The following is a 13,175-nucleotide window of genomic DNA, read 5'->3' on the forward strand; positions in this document are numbered from 1 at the left end:
CCAGGAAGGTGTCGGCCATTCATGGTCACCTCGATCAACGAAGGGTTCAACCCGCGGAATTATTTCGCTGCGGTTTTCAACTGCTCCGCCATCTGCAGATGCTCACGCAGGGCCGGCAGGTTGTGCGCGAAAAATGCCTTGATGTCGGGGTCCTTCGCGTCCTTCGAGGCCTTGTCGAACAAAGAGACGGCTTCCTTGTGGGCCTTCACGCCCACCTCGTCGGCGTAGGCCTTGTCGAATTTGGCGCCCTCCAGTGCATTGAGCTTGTCCACCTTCGCACGCTCGTCGGCGGGTAGGCTCTCCGGCACTGCGATGCCCTTTTTGCCGGCCAGCGTCTTGAGTTCGTCGCCAACGGTGGTGTGGTCCTTCACCATCCTTTGTGCAAAGGCGCGTACGTCGGGATTACCTGCGCGTGTAATCGCCGCCTGGCTCGCCTGCACCTCTAGCATCCCGGCGGCCGCAGCCTTGGTGACGAAGGTGGTGTCGGACTTGTCCACCGCCGCCCGCGCCACGCTCAGCCCACCGCCAAAGCCAAGTGCAGCTGCCAGAAACAACGCGGCAACGCGCTGCACTCCAATAGGCTGTGTCGATCTGTTCATGAGTCGTCCTCTTGCTCGCATGCGCATCACTTTTCGTTGCTGACGGCCTTCGAAACAGCGGCCGGCGTGTCGTATTCGTCGTCGGGCATGTCGCGCAGCGTCTTCAGTGTGCTGTCAACTGCGCCGTTGGCCTGCGCGGTCTTCACCAGCGCCTGCTTCTTCGCCGGGTAGGACGCGCCCTTCAGGGCCTTTTGAATGCCGATCGGCGAGTGCGTTGCGTGTTCATCCCCGCCGCCGTGGCCGCCGCGCTCATGCGACTTGGCACCGGCGCGTTCGGAGGATTTGCCGGCGCTGCCGTGGCTGGCGTGCTCGCCGCGCTCCTTGGCCGATGCGCTGCTGCGATTGCTCTGCGACGTCGATTTCGAATACGACGCGTACTTGCTCTTGTCGCGCGTGGGTTTCATGACACCTCCGCTGGTCGGGTTGATCGGGCCGTCACCGGAAATGGCGCGGCCAACGACCGTTTCGCAGCAGTGAACATGCCTGCGGTGCGGCGGGGTGGAAAGAGCTTGGGGCGGGCGACAGCTGAGTTACGTAGGCCCGACATCGTGCTTCAGTGCTGTGCTACGGCAACTCCGACGAGCGCCTACGCTGCAACGCCTTTGCGCCGGGCCGCACGCGGCATCGGCAGCGGTGCCTCGCCCAATGCGCGGCTGACCGCATTCGGTTTGTCGACCAGATCCTGCAGCGTATAGCCGTCGAGCACCTCAAAGTACGCCCGCAACGCCGCGTGCAGCACGCCACGCAGGCCGCACACGCGCGTGATGACGCAGTGGTTGTCGTCGCCGTGGAAGCACTCGACCATGCGGAAGTCGGGCTCGGTGGCGCGGACCACGTCGCCGAGGTTGATTTCGGCGGCCGGGCGGCCGAGCGTGATGCCCCCCGCGCGCCCCCGCACGGTATGCAGGAAGCCGTCCTGCCCAAGCTGCTGGACGATCTTGATGAGGTGGTTCTTGGGAATGTCGAAGGCATCTGCAATGCGCTGGATCGTGACGAGCTCGTCCGGGTGCACGGCCACGTAGATCAGCGTGCGCAGGGCGTAGTCGGTGTAGTCGGTCAGTCGCATGGCGGGCGTGCGGCGTTGCCGCAGGTAGAAACATTCATGAGAGGCACATCTTATCGGGAAGTTGCGCACAAGATGCGCCGGTTTGCCGCAGGTCAATTTGTTGCATCACAAATATACGTTTAATAGAATTCAATGCAAGCGGTTGCCTGAGCACCAGGCCATCCAGAAAAAAGCGTGACGGCGCCCCCCGTCTTATTTGTTGCATATTTCACGCATATTTGGAGTCCAGCATGCTGTCCGACAAGTCCAAGCCCTACATCGATGCCAGCGTTCCGGTGCTGCGCGAGCATGGCTTGACCATCACCCAGACCTTCTATCGCAACATGTTCGCCAGCCACCCCGAGCTGACCAACGTGTTCAACATGGGCAACCAGGCCAATGGGTCGCAGCAGCAGTCGCTGGCTTCGGCGGTGTTTGCGTACGCCGCCAACCATGGCAACAACGCGGCGCTGGCGCCCGTGGTCAACCGCATCGTGCACAAGCATGCCGCTGTGGGCATCAAGCCGAGCCACTACCCGATTGTCGCGCGCCACCTGCTGGGCGCAATTGCCGAAGTGCTGGGCGACGCCGCCACACCAGACCTGCTCGCCGCCTGGGACGAAGCCTACTGGCTGCTCGCCGCCGAGCTGATCGCGGCTGAAGCGCGCCTGTATCAGCACACCGGCAGCGGGCCCGACCATCGTCAGCCGGTGCGCATTGTCAGCCGCCGCCAACAGGCCGAAGATGTGGTGTCGCTCACGCTCGAAGCGGTGGGGGATGCGCCGTTGGCTGATTTCCTGCCGGGCCAATACATCTCGGTGCAGGTGGAGCTGGCGCCGGGCGCACTGCAGCAGCGTCAGTACAGCCTGTCGGATGCGCCGAATGGCCGCACGTGGCGCATCTCCGTCAAGCGTGATGCGGGTGACGCCGATCGCCCTGCGGGCACCGTGTCGAGCTGGCTGCACGCCAATGCGCGCGAAGGCGACGTCCTGCTGGTCAGCCAACCCTACGGCGACTTCGTGCCGCAACTGGCGACCAGCAACCCGATCGTGCTGATGTCGGCCGGTGTTGGCATCACGCCCATGATCTCGGCGCTCAACACGCTCGCGCAGCAGAACAGCGCGCGCAAGATCGTATTCAGCCACGCCAGTCGCGCGGCCTCGCATGTTGCCCACGCCGACGATCTGGAGCGTGCCGCACAAGCGCTGCCTGCATTCGAGGCGCACGTATTCCTGGAGTCCGGCGAAGACGCGGAATTCGCGCAGCGCCCGGCCCACCCCGGCCGCATGACGGTCGACACGTTCGTGCGCGACCACGGGACGGAAGCGGACTTCTATCTCTGCGGCCCGCTGCCGTTCATGCAGGCACAGCGTGCGGCGCTGCTCGCCAGCGGTGTGCCGTCGGAGCGCATCCACCGCGAAGTGTTCGGCCCCGATCTGCTGGACGACATCCTCTGACCTGAACCACGGAAATCACCATGCCCCGCCAAGCCCCGTTGCTCACCATCGGCCAGCCCGACCCGGCAAGCCGTTTGCCTTACACGGGGCGGGCCGTCTTCGCGCTCGGCTTCCGGCCGTTTTACCTGTTGGCAGCCGCCTTTGCCGCGCTGGGGATGGCGTTGTGGGCAGCGTTGCTGCTGGGGGTGCTGCCGTCGGCGCAGGGCCCCGCCACCATGGCGCCGCTGTTCTGGCATGCGCACGAGATGGTGTTCGGCTTTGCGGCGGCAGTGGTGGTGGGTTTCCTCTTCACGGCGGGCAAAAACTGGACGGGCCTGCAGACGCCACAAGGCGCGCAACTCGCTGGGCTGGCGGCGCTGTGGCTGGCGGCGCGTGTGCTGATGTGGACGGGCCCCGTGCCGCTTGCGGTGGCGGCGGATGTAGCGTTCCTGCCGGCATGCGGCGTGGCGTTCCTGCGCGTTCTGCGGCGCGCAAAAAGCGCACGCAACTACGGCCTGGCGATCGCGCTGCTTGTGCTCGGTGCCATCAACGCGGCGTTCCATGCGGCGCTGGCTTGGGACGCGCCGCTGGCTGCATTGCGCTGCCTCGACGCAGCCGCTGGGCTGGTGTGCCTGTTTGTCACGGTCATTGGCGGGCGCGTCATCCCGATATTCACGTCAAACGCGGTCCCTGGCGTGCACGTGCGCCGCGTAGTGTGGGCCGAGCGCGCTATCGTGCCGGCGACGGCGCTCGCCGTTGCCATGTTGGCGACGCCGCTTCAAGGCATCGTTCCGGCCATCGTGTTTGCGGCGGCAGCAGTCGTGCAGGCCGTCCGCTGGGCCGGCTGGGACACGCGCCGCACGCTGCGCACGCCCATCGTCTCCATCCTGCATGTGGCGTATGCCTTCCTGCCCATCGGCTTTGCCATGTTGGCTGCCGCAGCGCTCGGTTGGGGCGACCGTTCCACCGCGCTGCATGCGCTCACGGCAGGAGCCATCGGCGGCGCCATCATCGCAATGATCACGCGCACCGCGCTGGGCCACACCGGCCGGATGCTGCGCACGGGCCGGGCAGAGCATTTCGCCTACGCTGCCGTCGCGCTGGCCGCACTCGTGCGCGTGGCAGGCCCGGCGTTGCTGCCGCGCGAGGTGTGGATCGGCGGGGCGAGCCTGCTGTGGGTGGCGGCGTTCGCGACGTACCTGTGGCGCTACACGCCGTGGCTGATGGCGCCGCGGGCCGACGGCCGGGAGGGCTGAGCCTCACCCTGCCCTTCCCGCCCCCGGCGGCTTCCGTAGAATGGCGCAGCCCCTTTGCACACTGCGCCCACGATGGATGTCCATTTGACGATCCACGGCCGGCACGACCTTGCCGGCCAACTCTATCGACAACTCCGCACCGCCATCCTCGATGGTCGGCTCGTGCCGGGCGAGCGCCTGCCCTCCACGCGCGACCTCGCGCTGCAGATCGGTGTGTCGCGCAAGACCACGCTCGACGTATTCGAGCGCCTCATTGCGGAAGGCTATCTACAGCCGCGCGCCGGCTCCGGCACGTTTGTGGCCGAAGCCACCGAAGGATTGCGCGCCCGCACGCCGGCCGCCTCGCCTGCGGCGCAACTTGCGTCGCCCACGCCCGCCGTACGCACCTTCGACACGCCCTGGAACAACATGCCCGCGGTGCTGCCCCTGCCGCGCGCGAATCTCGTCTACGACTTTGTGGGTGGCGTGACGGAGAAGCGCCAGTTTCCGTTCGACGTGTGGCGCCGTTGTGTTGCGCATGCGCTGCGCCAGCAGGCACGCGGGCGTGGCGGCTATCAGGACCCTGCGGGCGACCAGGCGCTGCGCCTGGCCATCTCGCGGTATCTCGCATTCAGCCGCGCGGTGGTGTGCGCTTGGGCCGATATTGTCGTCACGCAGGGCGCGCAGCAGGCCATCGACCTGATCGCTCGCGTGCTCGTGCGCCCCGGGGATACGGTGGCGATTGAAGACCCGGGTTACCCGCCCGCGCGCATTGCGCTGCAGGCCCTCGGTGCCAAGGTCGTGCTGGTGCCGGTCGATGCGGAAGGCCTGGTCGTCGATGCGCTGCCCAAGCGCGCCAAGCTCGTCTACGTAACGCCGTCGCACCAGTTTCCGCTGGGCATGCCGATGAGCCTGGCGCGCCGAGCGCAACTGCTCGACTGGGCGCAGCGCCATGACGCGCTGATCATCGAAGACGATTACGACAGCGAATTCCGCTTCGACGGCCGTCCGATGGAATCACTCAAAAGCCTGGACGCTGCCGGTTGCGTGGCGTACGTGGGTACGTTTTCGAAGACGATCTTTCCGGAGTTGCGTATCGGCTATGTGGTGCCGCCGGCGTCGCTGGTGGCGCCGCTGCGGCACGCCAAGCAGGTGGCCGACTGGCACAGTGAATCGCTTATGCAGGCGGCGCTCGCCAAATTCATGCTCGACGGCGATTTCGCCAAGTACCTGCGCCGCATGCACAAGGAATACGCGGCGCGCCGCAATGCGCTGCTGCGGCATCTGCGTGGCCCGCTGGCCCCGTGGCTGGTGCCCGTGCCGTCGGCGGCGGGCATTCACATGGCGGCCCAGGTGCAGACGCCGCTGGCGGAAGCCGAACTCGTCAAGCTGGCAGAGAGCGTGGGTGTCGGGCTATACGGCACCGCGAGGATGTTTGTGGCGCGGCCGCCGCAGCCGGGGCTGCTGATCGGCTACGGCCACGTGAACGTTGCGGAGATCGACGCGGGCCTCGGCAAGCTGGCGGAAGTGCTGGCCAAGGTGGCTACCTGATATTCGCGCAGATTGGCGATTCCAAGGTGCCACTGCGGTGCCTACACTGGCTTCAGTTCTCAAGCACAGGAGCCCTCTCATGGAACCCCGCCTCGACTTCTATCAAAGCAATCCCGCCGCCATCCAGGCGGTCATGGGCCTGGAAAAAGCGCTCGCCAAAAGCACGCTGGAAAAATCGCTGACTGAACTCGTGCGCCTGCGCGCCTCGCAAATCAACGGCTGCGCCTATTGCGTCGACCTGCACACCGCCGATGCCCGCAAGGGCGGCGAAGACGACCGCCGCCTGGCCACCGTGTCCGTCTGGCATGAAACGCCCTTCTTCACCGACCGCGAACGCGCCGCGCTGGCGTGGACGGAAGCCGTCACGCTTGTCGCAGAAACGCGCGTGCCCGACGACGTCTGGCAGGCCGTGCGCGCACAGTTCTCCGATGCCGAGCTGGTTGACCTCACGCTGCTGGTCAGCACCATCAACACGTGGAATCGCCTGGCGGTCAGCTTTCGCAAGCTGCCCGCCTGAGCGGCGCATATACTGCCTCGCACGGCAAGCGCCGCACCCGGAGGCCACATGTTGCACAACGTCCGCACCCTGAGCATCAACATCGAGCGCCACTTCGATGACGTGGCCATGTTCCTGGCCGAGCCGCTGAACTTTCCGATCTGGGCGACCGGGCTGTCGGAAGGGCTCGCCCCCGCTACGCAGGGCTCGGGCGCGGCCCCCGATGAATGGATTGCCAAGGCCGCGCCCAGCAGCGACGAAGGCAGCGTGTTCATCCGCTTCAGCCCGCCCAACACCTTTGGCATTGCCGATCACTGGGTCCGTCTGCCAGACGGATCGATCATCTACGTGCCGCTGCGCGTGGTGCGCAACGGCGCGGGCACCACTGTCTCGCTCACGCTGTTTCAGCAACCGAACATGGACGACGCGCAGTTCGACGCCGATGCCGAATGGGTGCAGCGGGACCTCGTGAAGCTGAAGACGGTGCTGGAAGCCGAATAACCGCTCAGGCCTTTTCCGCGCGCGGTGCTTGCGGCACTGTTTGCGGACCGGACGCGCCGGCGGATCCAGCGGATGCAGCGAGCGATGGGTCGCCCTGCGCATCCGATCCCTTCACCTGGCTCACCCAGAACACGCAGAAGAGCCCCGCCGCCACGGCCAGCCAGCCGTTGAGGCCATAGCCCTCGATGCGGCCGCTGGCGCCACCGGACAGCAGCAGCCCGCCAAGCCACGCCCCCACGCCAGTGCCCACCGACATCACCGCGCTGTTGGCCGAGAGGAACGCGCCGCGCACCTGCGGGGCGGGCACCGTCGTCATCAGCGCCTGCATCGGCACCATGCGGCTGGAGAGGATCACCATGAAGAACGGGAAGAACAGCAGCATGCCGATGAAGGGCCAGTCGGGCAGATGCGTCATCACCAGCACCGGGATGAACGCCAGCAGGGCCGCGCCCACGAACACGCGGCGACGGCCGTAGCGGTCGGCCAGCTTGCCGACGGCGCGCGAGCTGAAGAACGACGCCGCACCGCCCGCCACATACAGCCACGACAGGTTTTCAGGCGCCACGCCGTGGTTGGCCACCAGCACCGGCGAGATGAACGGAATCACCAGCATGTGCGAGCCCATCATCACGAAAGTCAGCACGAAGGCACGCAGATGGCGCGGGTTGGTGAGCAACCGCCACAGGCCCGAGAGCACTTCGCCCAGCGTCTGGCTGCGATTGCCTGCCAGATGTTCGGCCAGCGGCGGAATGGTCCGCCGCGCGCCCAGCCAGATCAGCACCGTGAGCGCCGTCAGCAGGAAGAACGGCGCCGACCAGCCGAAGTGCGCGCCAATGGCAATGCCCACAGGCACGCCCGCCATGGCCGCCAGCGCAAACGACGACATCACTACGCCGGTGGCCGCGCCGCGCCGCGCGGGCGGAATCACGTCCGACAGCACGGCCATGATGATCGACCCGAGCACACCGCCCGTGACGCCCGCAAACGCACGGGCGAACAGCAGCATGCTGTAACTGCCCGACAGCGCGCAGGCCAGGTTGGCCAGCGTGAAGAGGCCGTAGACGGTCAGCAGCAGGCGGCGCCGGTCAAAGCGGTCGACATAGGTGGCGGCCAGCAAGCCGGAGGCACCCGAGCACAGCGAATACACCGACACGGCCGTGGCGAACGCCGCCGGACCGATGCCAAACGTGTGCATGATCTGCGGACCAAGCGGCATCATCACCATGAAATCCATGATGACGGTGAACTGCGTGAGCGCGAGCAGCCAGAGCAGCCGGCGCTCGCGCGAGGGATCAAGTAAAGGCATGAGGGCGATCGAAGAAAGGGAGGAAGCGGCGCACGCGGCTGGCAACAGGAGCCAGACGGCCGGCACGCCGTGTTGTGTCGAAAAACATATCTTACGATAGTTGTCGTGACACAAGAAGTCAAACTTTATTCAGCGGAATTCTGCGTGTCGTCCCTGCCTACGCGCGCAATGGACTATTTCGCCCGCAACCGCCACAACACGTCGAGCACGTGTTGCGTCGATCGCTCGACGTGGCCGGCGCGGTGCGCGATGCCAAGTTCACGCCACAACGCCGGCCGCAGCGGCCGCATGGTGATGCGCACATCCGACGGTACGGCGGACGCCTCGTGCGGGAGCAGCGTGGCGCCATAACCGGCGGCAACGAGGCTTTTGATAGCGTCGTTGTAGTTGAGCTGGATGCGCGGCACGGGGTGATAACCGTCCGTGGCGAACCACTCGGTCGTCTGGCGCGAGAGACGTGTGGTGGCGTCGTTCAGGATCAGCGGCTGCGCGGCAAGCCACGCAGGCGTGATGCGCGCCGGGTTCGACCAGTGCGAAGGCAGGAAGGCCATCACGGGATCGCGCCGCCACGGCTTGATGGCGAGCCCCGCCACCTGCGATTGCGGCAGCGCCACGAGACCAATGTCGAGCGCGCCATCGGCCAGACCGACCAGCGTTTCCTGCGACGTCAGCACCGCCACCTGCACGTCGATGCCGGGGTGGTCTTGCCGCAGCACCTCCAGCGCCTGCGGCAGCAAGTGGGCGATGGCGCCGGTGGAGGCGCCCAGCCGCACGCGCCCGCTCAGGCCCTGCACTTGCCGCTGGATATCGTCCAGCGCTTGCTCGGCATCGGCGAGCAGCTTGCGCGCGCGCTCCACCATCACCTCGCCGATGGCGGTGGGCTGCACCTGCCCGCGCTTGCGTGACAGAAGTTGCGCGCCCACGCGATCTTCCAGCTCGGCGATATGCAGGCTCACGGTGGGCGCTGCCAGATGCAGGGCTCGCGCCGCCTCGGCAAACGATCCGCGGCCGGCGACTTCCACGAGGGTGCGCAGGCGGTCCAGGCTGATCTCTCGCATGATTCAGAAAAACTGAATGTGACAGTTGTGAAATTCAACTTTTCATATTCTAGGTCACGCTCGAAGATGGGGGTTCGTGTTCACCACCATCTTCTTTCCCTGGGAGCGCCCCGCCATGTCCACGCCCCTCGTCTTCATCGACGGCGACCAAGGCACCACCGGCCTGCAAATCCACGAGCGTCTGCGCGGCCGCGTCGAGCAGCAAGACCTGAAACTGCTGACGCTTCCCGCCGACGCCCGCAAAGACGCGCAACGCCGTGCCGAAGCCATCAACGCCTGCGACATCGCCATCCTGTGCCTGCCCGATGCGGCCGCGCGCGAGGCGGTCGCGGCCATCGTCAACCCGCGCGTGCGCGTGATCGACGCCAGCTCCGCGCATCGCACCACGCCGGGCTGGGTCTACGGCTTTCCGGAGATGAGCGACGAGCAAGCTCAACGTGTTGCGGGCGCGTCGCGCGTGACCAACCCGGGCTGCTACCCGACCGGCGCGATCGGGCTGCTGCGCCCGCTCGTGCAGGCGGGCCTTGTGCCGGCGGATTACCCGATCAGCATTCATGCCGTGTCCGGCTATTCGGGCGGCGGCCGCGCCGCGGTGGAAACCTACGAGGGGCCGGAGGCAGCAAACGCCCTGCCGTTCCAGGTGTACGGGCTGGGTCTGGCGCACAAGCACACGCCCGAGATCCAACTGCACGCCGGGCTCACGCAGCGGCCGATGTTCGTCCCGGCCTACGGCGCGTATCGCCAGGGCATTGTGCTGACGGTGCCGCTGGAGCTGCGTCGGCTTAACGCCGGCGTTGATGCGACTGCGCTGCACGCATGTCTGGCTGACCACTACGCTGGCGCGCCGCATGTGGACGTGATGCCGCTGCAGGCACCGTCTGCCTTGCCGCATCTCGATCCGCAAGCGCTCAACGGCACCAACGACATGCGCCTGGGCGTGTTCGCCAACGACCACGGTCAGGTCTTGCTCACGGCGGTGTTCGACAACCTCGGCAAGGGCGCCTCCGGCGCGGCGGTGCAGAACCTCGATCTGATGCTGGCGCAGTAGTGGCAAATCGAATGGAAGGCATCGCAACATTTAATTGGTCGATTGTGGGCGACTTCGCTATCGTCAACGCCGCCCGCGTACGAACCGCCTGTTGCTGTTTGCGCCCGGGGCCGGACCAACCCATTGCCTGAATGCAACATGTCTAAAACCACGTATTACGCGCCGCATGGCGGCCATCCGCCGCAGACGGATCTGCTGACCGATCGCGCGATGTTCACCGAGGCGTACGCGGTGATCCCCAAGGGGGTGATGCGCGACATCGTCACGAGCTGGCTGCCGTTCTGGACCCAGACGCGCCTGTGGGTGATCGCCCGCCCGCTGTCGGGTTTTGCCGAGACCTTCTCGCAGTACATCGTTGAAGTGAACCCGGGCGGCGGCAGCGACAAGCCCGAGCAAGACAAGAACGCCGAAGCCGTGCTGTTCGTCGTTGAAGGCGAAGCCGAGCTGACGCTGCAAGGCAAGAAGCACACGCTCACGCCGGGCGGCTACGCGTTCATTCCGCCGGGCGCCGACTGGACGCTGCATAACGTGAGCGACGCCCCGGTGCGCTTCCACTGGATCCGCAAGCACTACCAGGTCGTCGATGGCATTCCCCTGCCGGAAGCCTTCGTGACCAACGAACAGGACGTCGAGCCGATCCCGATGCCGGGCACCAACGGCGCCTGGGTGACGACGCGCTTTGTCGACATGAGCGACATGCGCCACGACATGCACGTCAACATCGTCACGTTCGAGCCGGGCGGTGTGATTCCGTTTGCCGAGACCCACGTGATGGAGCACGGTCTGTACGTGCTTGAAGGCAAGGCTGTCTATCGCCTGAACCAGGATTGGGTCGAGGTGGAAGCCGGTGATTTCATGTGGCTGCGCGCGTTCTGCCCGCAGGCCTGCTATTCGGGTGGTCCTGGCCGCTTCCGTTACCTGCTGTACAAGGATGTGAACCGTCACATGAACCTGACGCTGAATCCGTCGCGTTAAGCGACGCAGAGGTCCGATAAAAGCCCGCCGATATTTGCCGTCGGGGCTTTTTTTCACGGCCGGCGTTTCTGCCTCTGCGATTGCGCCTACTTGCGTGTCGCCACGATGAACAGGCGCGGAAACGGCAGCAGCACCGTGCCATCGTCGAGTGCCGGATAGGCCTGGGCAATCATGTCGCGATAGCGCGTGAGGAATACGGGGCGCTCGTCCTCGCTCAGCGCTGCGAGGAAGAGCCGCAGCGCGCTCCCGTTGAACCATTCGACCACCGCATCGGTACTGCCTTGCAGCGGGTGCATGTACGTGGTGCGCCACACGTCGACGCGCGAGCACAGCGGCGCGAGCAGCGCGTAATAGCGACGCGCATCGAAGCGCTCCGTCCGTTCCACCCCCTTGAGCTTGCCGGCCCACGGCCCCACAGCGGCCACTTCGCGCATCAGGCGGTGCGCCGGTTCGTCAAGGTTGTCCGGCATCTGCACAGCCAGGTGGCCAGCCGCCGCCAGCTTGCCGATCAGCTTCGGCCGCTGACGAACGATCCGTAAGTCCTCGTCTGCCGCGACGATCATCCGTTGGCCAAGCGCCGCCGCATCCGATGGCAAGCCTTGCAGTCCCACCCCCTCATCTTTGCCGGTGAGGTCAGCGGCAACCGTAGCCTGCTCGACGGCGCGCTCAAGGCGAGTGGCGTGACGCTGCATTCGTTCTACGAAGTACAGCGCAGCTCAACGGCGCTCGGGTTGGTGGCGGAAGGGCTGGGCGCGGCGGTGGTGCCGCGGCTCGCCATTCAGAAGAATGCGTATCCGATGATCCGCACGGTCGAGCTGGTCGAGCCGGAAGTGTCGCGCGCGCTGGTGCTCGTCACGCGCAAGTCGGCGCAGCTGTCGCCTGCGGCGCGTGCCCTATACGACCGCATCGTCGGGGGGCAACGCCGGCGGCCTGATGCTGGCGCAGAGGGGGCGTGTCGTCCAGCGCCCCGCTCATGCAACCGCAGCCATTCACGCACGCGAGCCGTCGGTGCCGCCGGGGTAGCTCGTATCGCCGCGCCATGCCAACACATCGTGTGCACTGGCTTGCCGATCCGCGCCTTGCGCATACGGATCGAAGCGATCGTACTTCCACGACAGATAGCCATAGGTGTCGGCTTGGCGATCCGCACCTTGCGTGAACGGGTCCGTCTTATCGACGGCGCCTTGCGTATACGGATCGAACTTGGCCTGCGCGGCGGCAGCCGGTTGCGCGATGAACAGTGCGGCAGAAGCGGAAAGCGTGGCGAGCAAGGCCAGAGTAATGCGGCGGGTATGCATGGTGAACTCCTCGTACAGTGAACGTGCCGCCGGAGGCGGCATCCCATCGGATCGCCGGCGGCGCGTGGCCGCTTGCGTCCCACAGGTTGGTCGCGGTGCACATGCAAACCTGACACTGCATCGACGAAAAAAATGCCGCACCAGCCTGTACCTGCAGATACGCAGCCCGTGCGGCAGTGGATGCGGCTCTTGCGAAAAACGTGTGGACGTTGCTGTTGTTACGGCAGCTGCATCAGGCTGTGCAGGCCCAGCCACCCGACGTGGAACCCACCGGGATGCTACCCTCGCGCATCATTCACATCACCTCGATATCCGACCCATGGCCCATACCATTCGCGACAAAGCCAAGCTGCAGGCGCGCGTCCGGCGTATTCAGGGACAGGCCGCCGCGCTTGAAAAACAACTCGCCGAAGAGGGGGATTGCACGGCCATCCTCCAGCAGATTGCCGCCATTCGCGGCGCGGTGAACGGGCTGATGGCGGCGGTCATCGAGGGCCACCTGACAGATCACGTGGTGAAGGAGCCCGCCGAGGCGCAGCGCCAGCAAGATCTCGACGCGGTGATGCAAGTGATCAAGTCGTATCTCAAGTAGCGAGCCGCCCTTGCACCATGCGCGCGATCCCGATA

At 66.0% G+C, this 13,175-nt stretch carries 15 protein-coding genes and 1 pseudogene; 9 read left to right on the forward strand and 7 right to left on the reverse strand.

All coding sequences use genetic code 11. The features are described 5' to 3' along the window. Positions 1-59 precede the first annotated feature (59 nt). From RP6297_RS15305 to RP6297_RS15315, 3 genes are all read right to left on the reverse strand, one after another. Positions 60-626, reverse strand: coding sequence for a DUF4142 domain-containing protein (locus RP6297_RS15305; protein ID WP_223293245.1), 567 nt, complete (start codon positions 624-626; stop codon positions 60-62). Beyond that, positions 626-1,003, reverse strand: a complete 378-nt coding sequence (locus tag RP6297_RS15310; protein ID WP_009239471.1) for a DUF2795 domain-containing protein — start codon at positions 1,001-1,003, stop codon at positions 626-628. Before RP6297_RS15310 ends, RP6297_RS15305 begins: the two co-directional genes overlap by 1 nt. A gap of 182 nt (positions 1,004-1,185) precedes the next feature. After that, positions 1,186-1,665 (reverse strand): RrF2 family transcriptional regulator, encoded by a 480-nt coding sequence (locus RP6297_RS15315; protein ID WP_004628449.1) that lies wholly within the window; start codon positions 1,663-1,665, stop codon positions 1,186-1,188. A gap of 230 nt (positions 1,666-1,895) precedes the next feature. Here RP6297_RS15315 and RP6297_RS15320 point away from each other — a divergent pair, with 230 nt between their 5' ends. The 5 genes from RP6297_RS15320 (at position 1,896) to RP6297_RS15340 (ending at position 6,863) form a co-directional block, all read left to right on the forward strand. Next, on the forward strand, positions 1,896-3,101 hold the full coding sequence (locus RP6297_RS15320) for a globin domain-containing protein (protein WP_009239470.1): 1,206 nt from the start codon (positions 1,896-1,898) through the stop codon (positions 3,099-3,101). A 20-nt stretch (positions 3,102-3,121) separates the two neighbouring features. After that, complete coding sequence (locus RP6297_RS15325; RefSeq protein ID WP_009239469.1) at positions 3,122-4,336, forward strand: NnrS family protein; 1,215 nt, start codon at positions 3,122-3,124, stop codon at positions 4,334-4,336. A gap of 72 nt (positions 4,337-4,408) precedes the next feature. Then, complete coding sequence (pdxR, locus tag RP6297_RS15330) at positions 4,409-5,866, forward strand: MocR-like pyridoxine biosynthesis transcription factor PdxR (protein WP_009239468.1); 1,458 nt, start codon at positions 4,409-4,411, stop codon at positions 5,864-5,866. A 79-nt stretch (positions 5,867-5,945) separates the two neighbouring features. Further along, positions 5,946-6,383, forward strand: coding sequence for a carboxymuconolactone decarboxylase family protein (locus RP6297_RS15335; protein ID WP_009239467.1), 438 nt, complete (start codon positions 5,946-5,948; stop codon positions 6,381-6,383). Between the two features lie 48 nt (positions 6,384-6,431). Then, the gene (locus RP6297_RS15340; RefSeq protein WP_009239466.1) at positions 6,432-6,863 is read left to right on the forward strand and encodes a hypothetical protein; all 432 of its coding nucleotides are present in this window, start codon (positions 6,432-6,434) and stop codon (positions 6,861-6,863) included. A gap of 4 nt (positions 6,864-6,867) precedes the next feature. Here the strand turns inward: RP6297_RS15340 and RP6297_RS15345 are convergent, their stop codons facing one another. Together RP6297_RS15345 and RP6297_RS15350 are read right to left on the reverse strand one after the other, a co-directional pair. Then, positions 6,868-8,169 (reverse strand): MFS transporter, encoded by a 1,302-nt coding sequence (locus tag RP6297_RS15345; RefSeq protein ID WP_009239465.1) that lies wholly within the window; start codon positions 8,167-8,169, stop codon positions 6,868-6,870. Positions 8,170-8,342: 173 nt separating this feature from the next. Further along, positions 8,343-9,227 (reverse strand): LysR family transcriptional regulator, encoded by an 885-nt coding sequence (locus RP6297_RS15350; RefSeq protein WP_009239464.1) that lies wholly within the window; start codon positions 9,225-9,227, stop codon positions 8,343-8,345. A gap of 115 nt (positions 9,228-9,342) precedes the next feature. On the opposite strand from RP6297_RS15350, the gene argC reads away from it, so the two are divergent. Continuing rightward, complete coding sequence (argC, locus tag RP6297_RS15355; protein WP_009239463.1) at positions 9,343-10,275, forward strand: N-acetyl-gamma-glutamyl-phosphate reductase; 933 nt, start codon at positions 9,343-9,345, stop codon at positions 10,273-10,275. A 138-nt stretch (positions 10,276-10,413) separates the two neighbouring features. Next, positions 10,414-11,250: a bifunctional allantoicase/(S)-ureidoglycine aminohydrolase gene (locus RP6297_RS15360; RefSeq protein WP_009239462.1), complete on the forward strand. Its 837-nt coding sequence runs from the start codon at positions 10,414-10,416 to the stop codon at positions 11,248-11,250. 86 nt (positions 11,251-11,336) lie between these two features. Here the strand turns inward: RP6297_RS15360 and RP6297_RS15365 are convergent, their stop codons facing one another. Beyond that, a complete protein-coding gene (locus tag RP6297_RS15365; RefSeq protein WP_009239461.1) occupies positions 11,337-11,942 on the reverse strand; it encodes a trans-aconitate 2-methyltransferase in 606 nt (201 codons plus the stop codon). Between RP6297_RS15365 and RP6297_RS15370 the strand changes: the two are divergent. Then, positions 11,850-12,098 (forward strand): annotated as a pseudogene (locus RP6297_RS15370) (LysR substrate-binding domain-containing protein); the annotation flags it as partial. The gene RP6297_RS15365 and the pseudogene RP6297_RS15370 overlap by 93 nt on opposite strands. A gap of 141 nt (positions 12,099-12,239) precedes the next feature. On the opposite strand, the gene RP6297_RS15375 reads toward RP6297_RS15370, so the two are convergent. Next, positions 12,240-12,548 carry a hypothetical protein gene (locus RP6297_RS15375; RefSeq protein WP_009239460.1) on the reverse strand — a complete coding sequence of 103 codons (309 nt, stop codon included), beginning with the start codon at positions 12,546-12,548 and terminating at the stop codon, positions 12,240-12,242. A 319-nt stretch (positions 12,549-12,867) separates the two neighbouring features. Here RP6297_RS15375 and RP6297_RS15380 point away from each other — a divergent pair, with 319 nt between their 5' ends. Next, on the forward strand, positions 12,868-13,140 hold the full coding sequence (locus RP6297_RS15380) for a metal/formaldehyde-sensitive transcriptional repressor (RefSeq protein WP_009239459.1): 273 nt from the start codon (positions 12,868-12,870) through the stop codon (positions 13,138-13,140). Positions 13,141-13,175: the final 35 nt, after the last annotated feature.

The organism is Ralstonia pickettii, assembly GCF_016466415.2.
GTDB classification, from domain to species: Bacteria; Pseudomonadota; Gammaproteobacteria; order Burkholderiales; family Burkholderiaceae; genus Ralstonia; species Ralstonia pickettii.

Excerpts from the sequence above, each read along its gene's own strand:
- RP6297_RS15305 (WP_223293245.1), bottom strand. The coding sequence starts at position 626 with ATGCGCATGCGAGCAAGAGGACGACTCATGAACAGATCGACACAGCCT.
- RP6297_RS15310 (WP_009239471.1), bottom strand. The coding sequence starts at position 1,003 with ATGAAACCCACGCGCGACAAGAGCAAGTACGCGTCGTATTCGAAATCG.
- RP6297_RS15315 (WP_004628449.1), bottom strand. The coding sequence starts at position 1,665 with ATGCGACTGACCGACTACACCGACTACGCCCTGCGCACGCTGATCTAC.
- RP6297_RS15320 (WP_009239470.1), top strand. The coding sequence starts at position 1,896 with ATGCTGTCCGACAAGTCCAAGCCCTACATCGATGCCAGCGTTCCGGTG.
- RP6297_RS15325 (WP_009239469.1), top strand. The coding sequence starts at position 3,122 with ATGCCCCGCCAAGCCCCGTTGCTCACCATCGGCCAGCCCGACCCGGCA.
- pdxR (WP_009239468.1), top strand. The coding sequence starts at position 4,409 with ATGGATGTCCATTTGACGATCCACGGCCGGCACGACCTTGCCGGCCAA.
- RP6297_RS15335 (WP_009239467.1), top strand. The coding sequence starts at position 5,946 with ATGGAACCCCGCCTCGACTTCTATCAAAGCAATCCCGCCGCCATCCAG.
- RP6297_RS15340 (WP_009239466.1), top strand. The coding sequence starts at position 6,432 with ATGTTGCACAACGTCCGCACCCTGAGCATCAACATCGAGCGCCACTTC.
- RP6297_RS15345 (WP_009239465.1), bottom strand. The coding sequence starts at position 8,169 with ATGCCTTTACTTGATCCCTCGCGCGAGCGCCGGCTGCTCTGGCTGCTC.
- RP6297_RS15350 (WP_009239464.1), bottom strand. The coding sequence starts at position 9,227 with ATGCGAGAGATCAGCCTGGACCGCCTGCGCACCCTCGTGGAAGTCGCC.
- argC (WP_009239463.1), top strand. The coding sequence starts at position 9,343 with ATGTCCACGCCCCTCGTCTTCATCGACGGCGACCAAGGCACCACCGGC.
- RP6297_RS15360 (WP_009239462.1), top strand. The coding sequence starts at position 10,414 with ATGTCTAAAACCACGTATTACGCGCCGCATGGCGGCCATCCGCCGCAG.
- RP6297_RS15365 (WP_009239461.1), bottom strand. The coding sequence starts at position 11,942 with ATGCAGCGTCACGCCACTCGCCTTGAGCGCGCCGTCGAGCAGGCTACG.
- RP6297_RS15375 (WP_009239460.1), bottom strand. The coding sequence starts at position 12,548 with ATGCATACCCGCCGCATTACTCTGGCCTTGCTCGCCACGCTTTCCGCT.
- RP6297_RS15380 (WP_009239459.1), top strand. The coding sequence starts at position 12,868 with ATGGCCCATACCATTCGCGACAAAGCCAAGCTGCAGGCGCGCGTCCGG.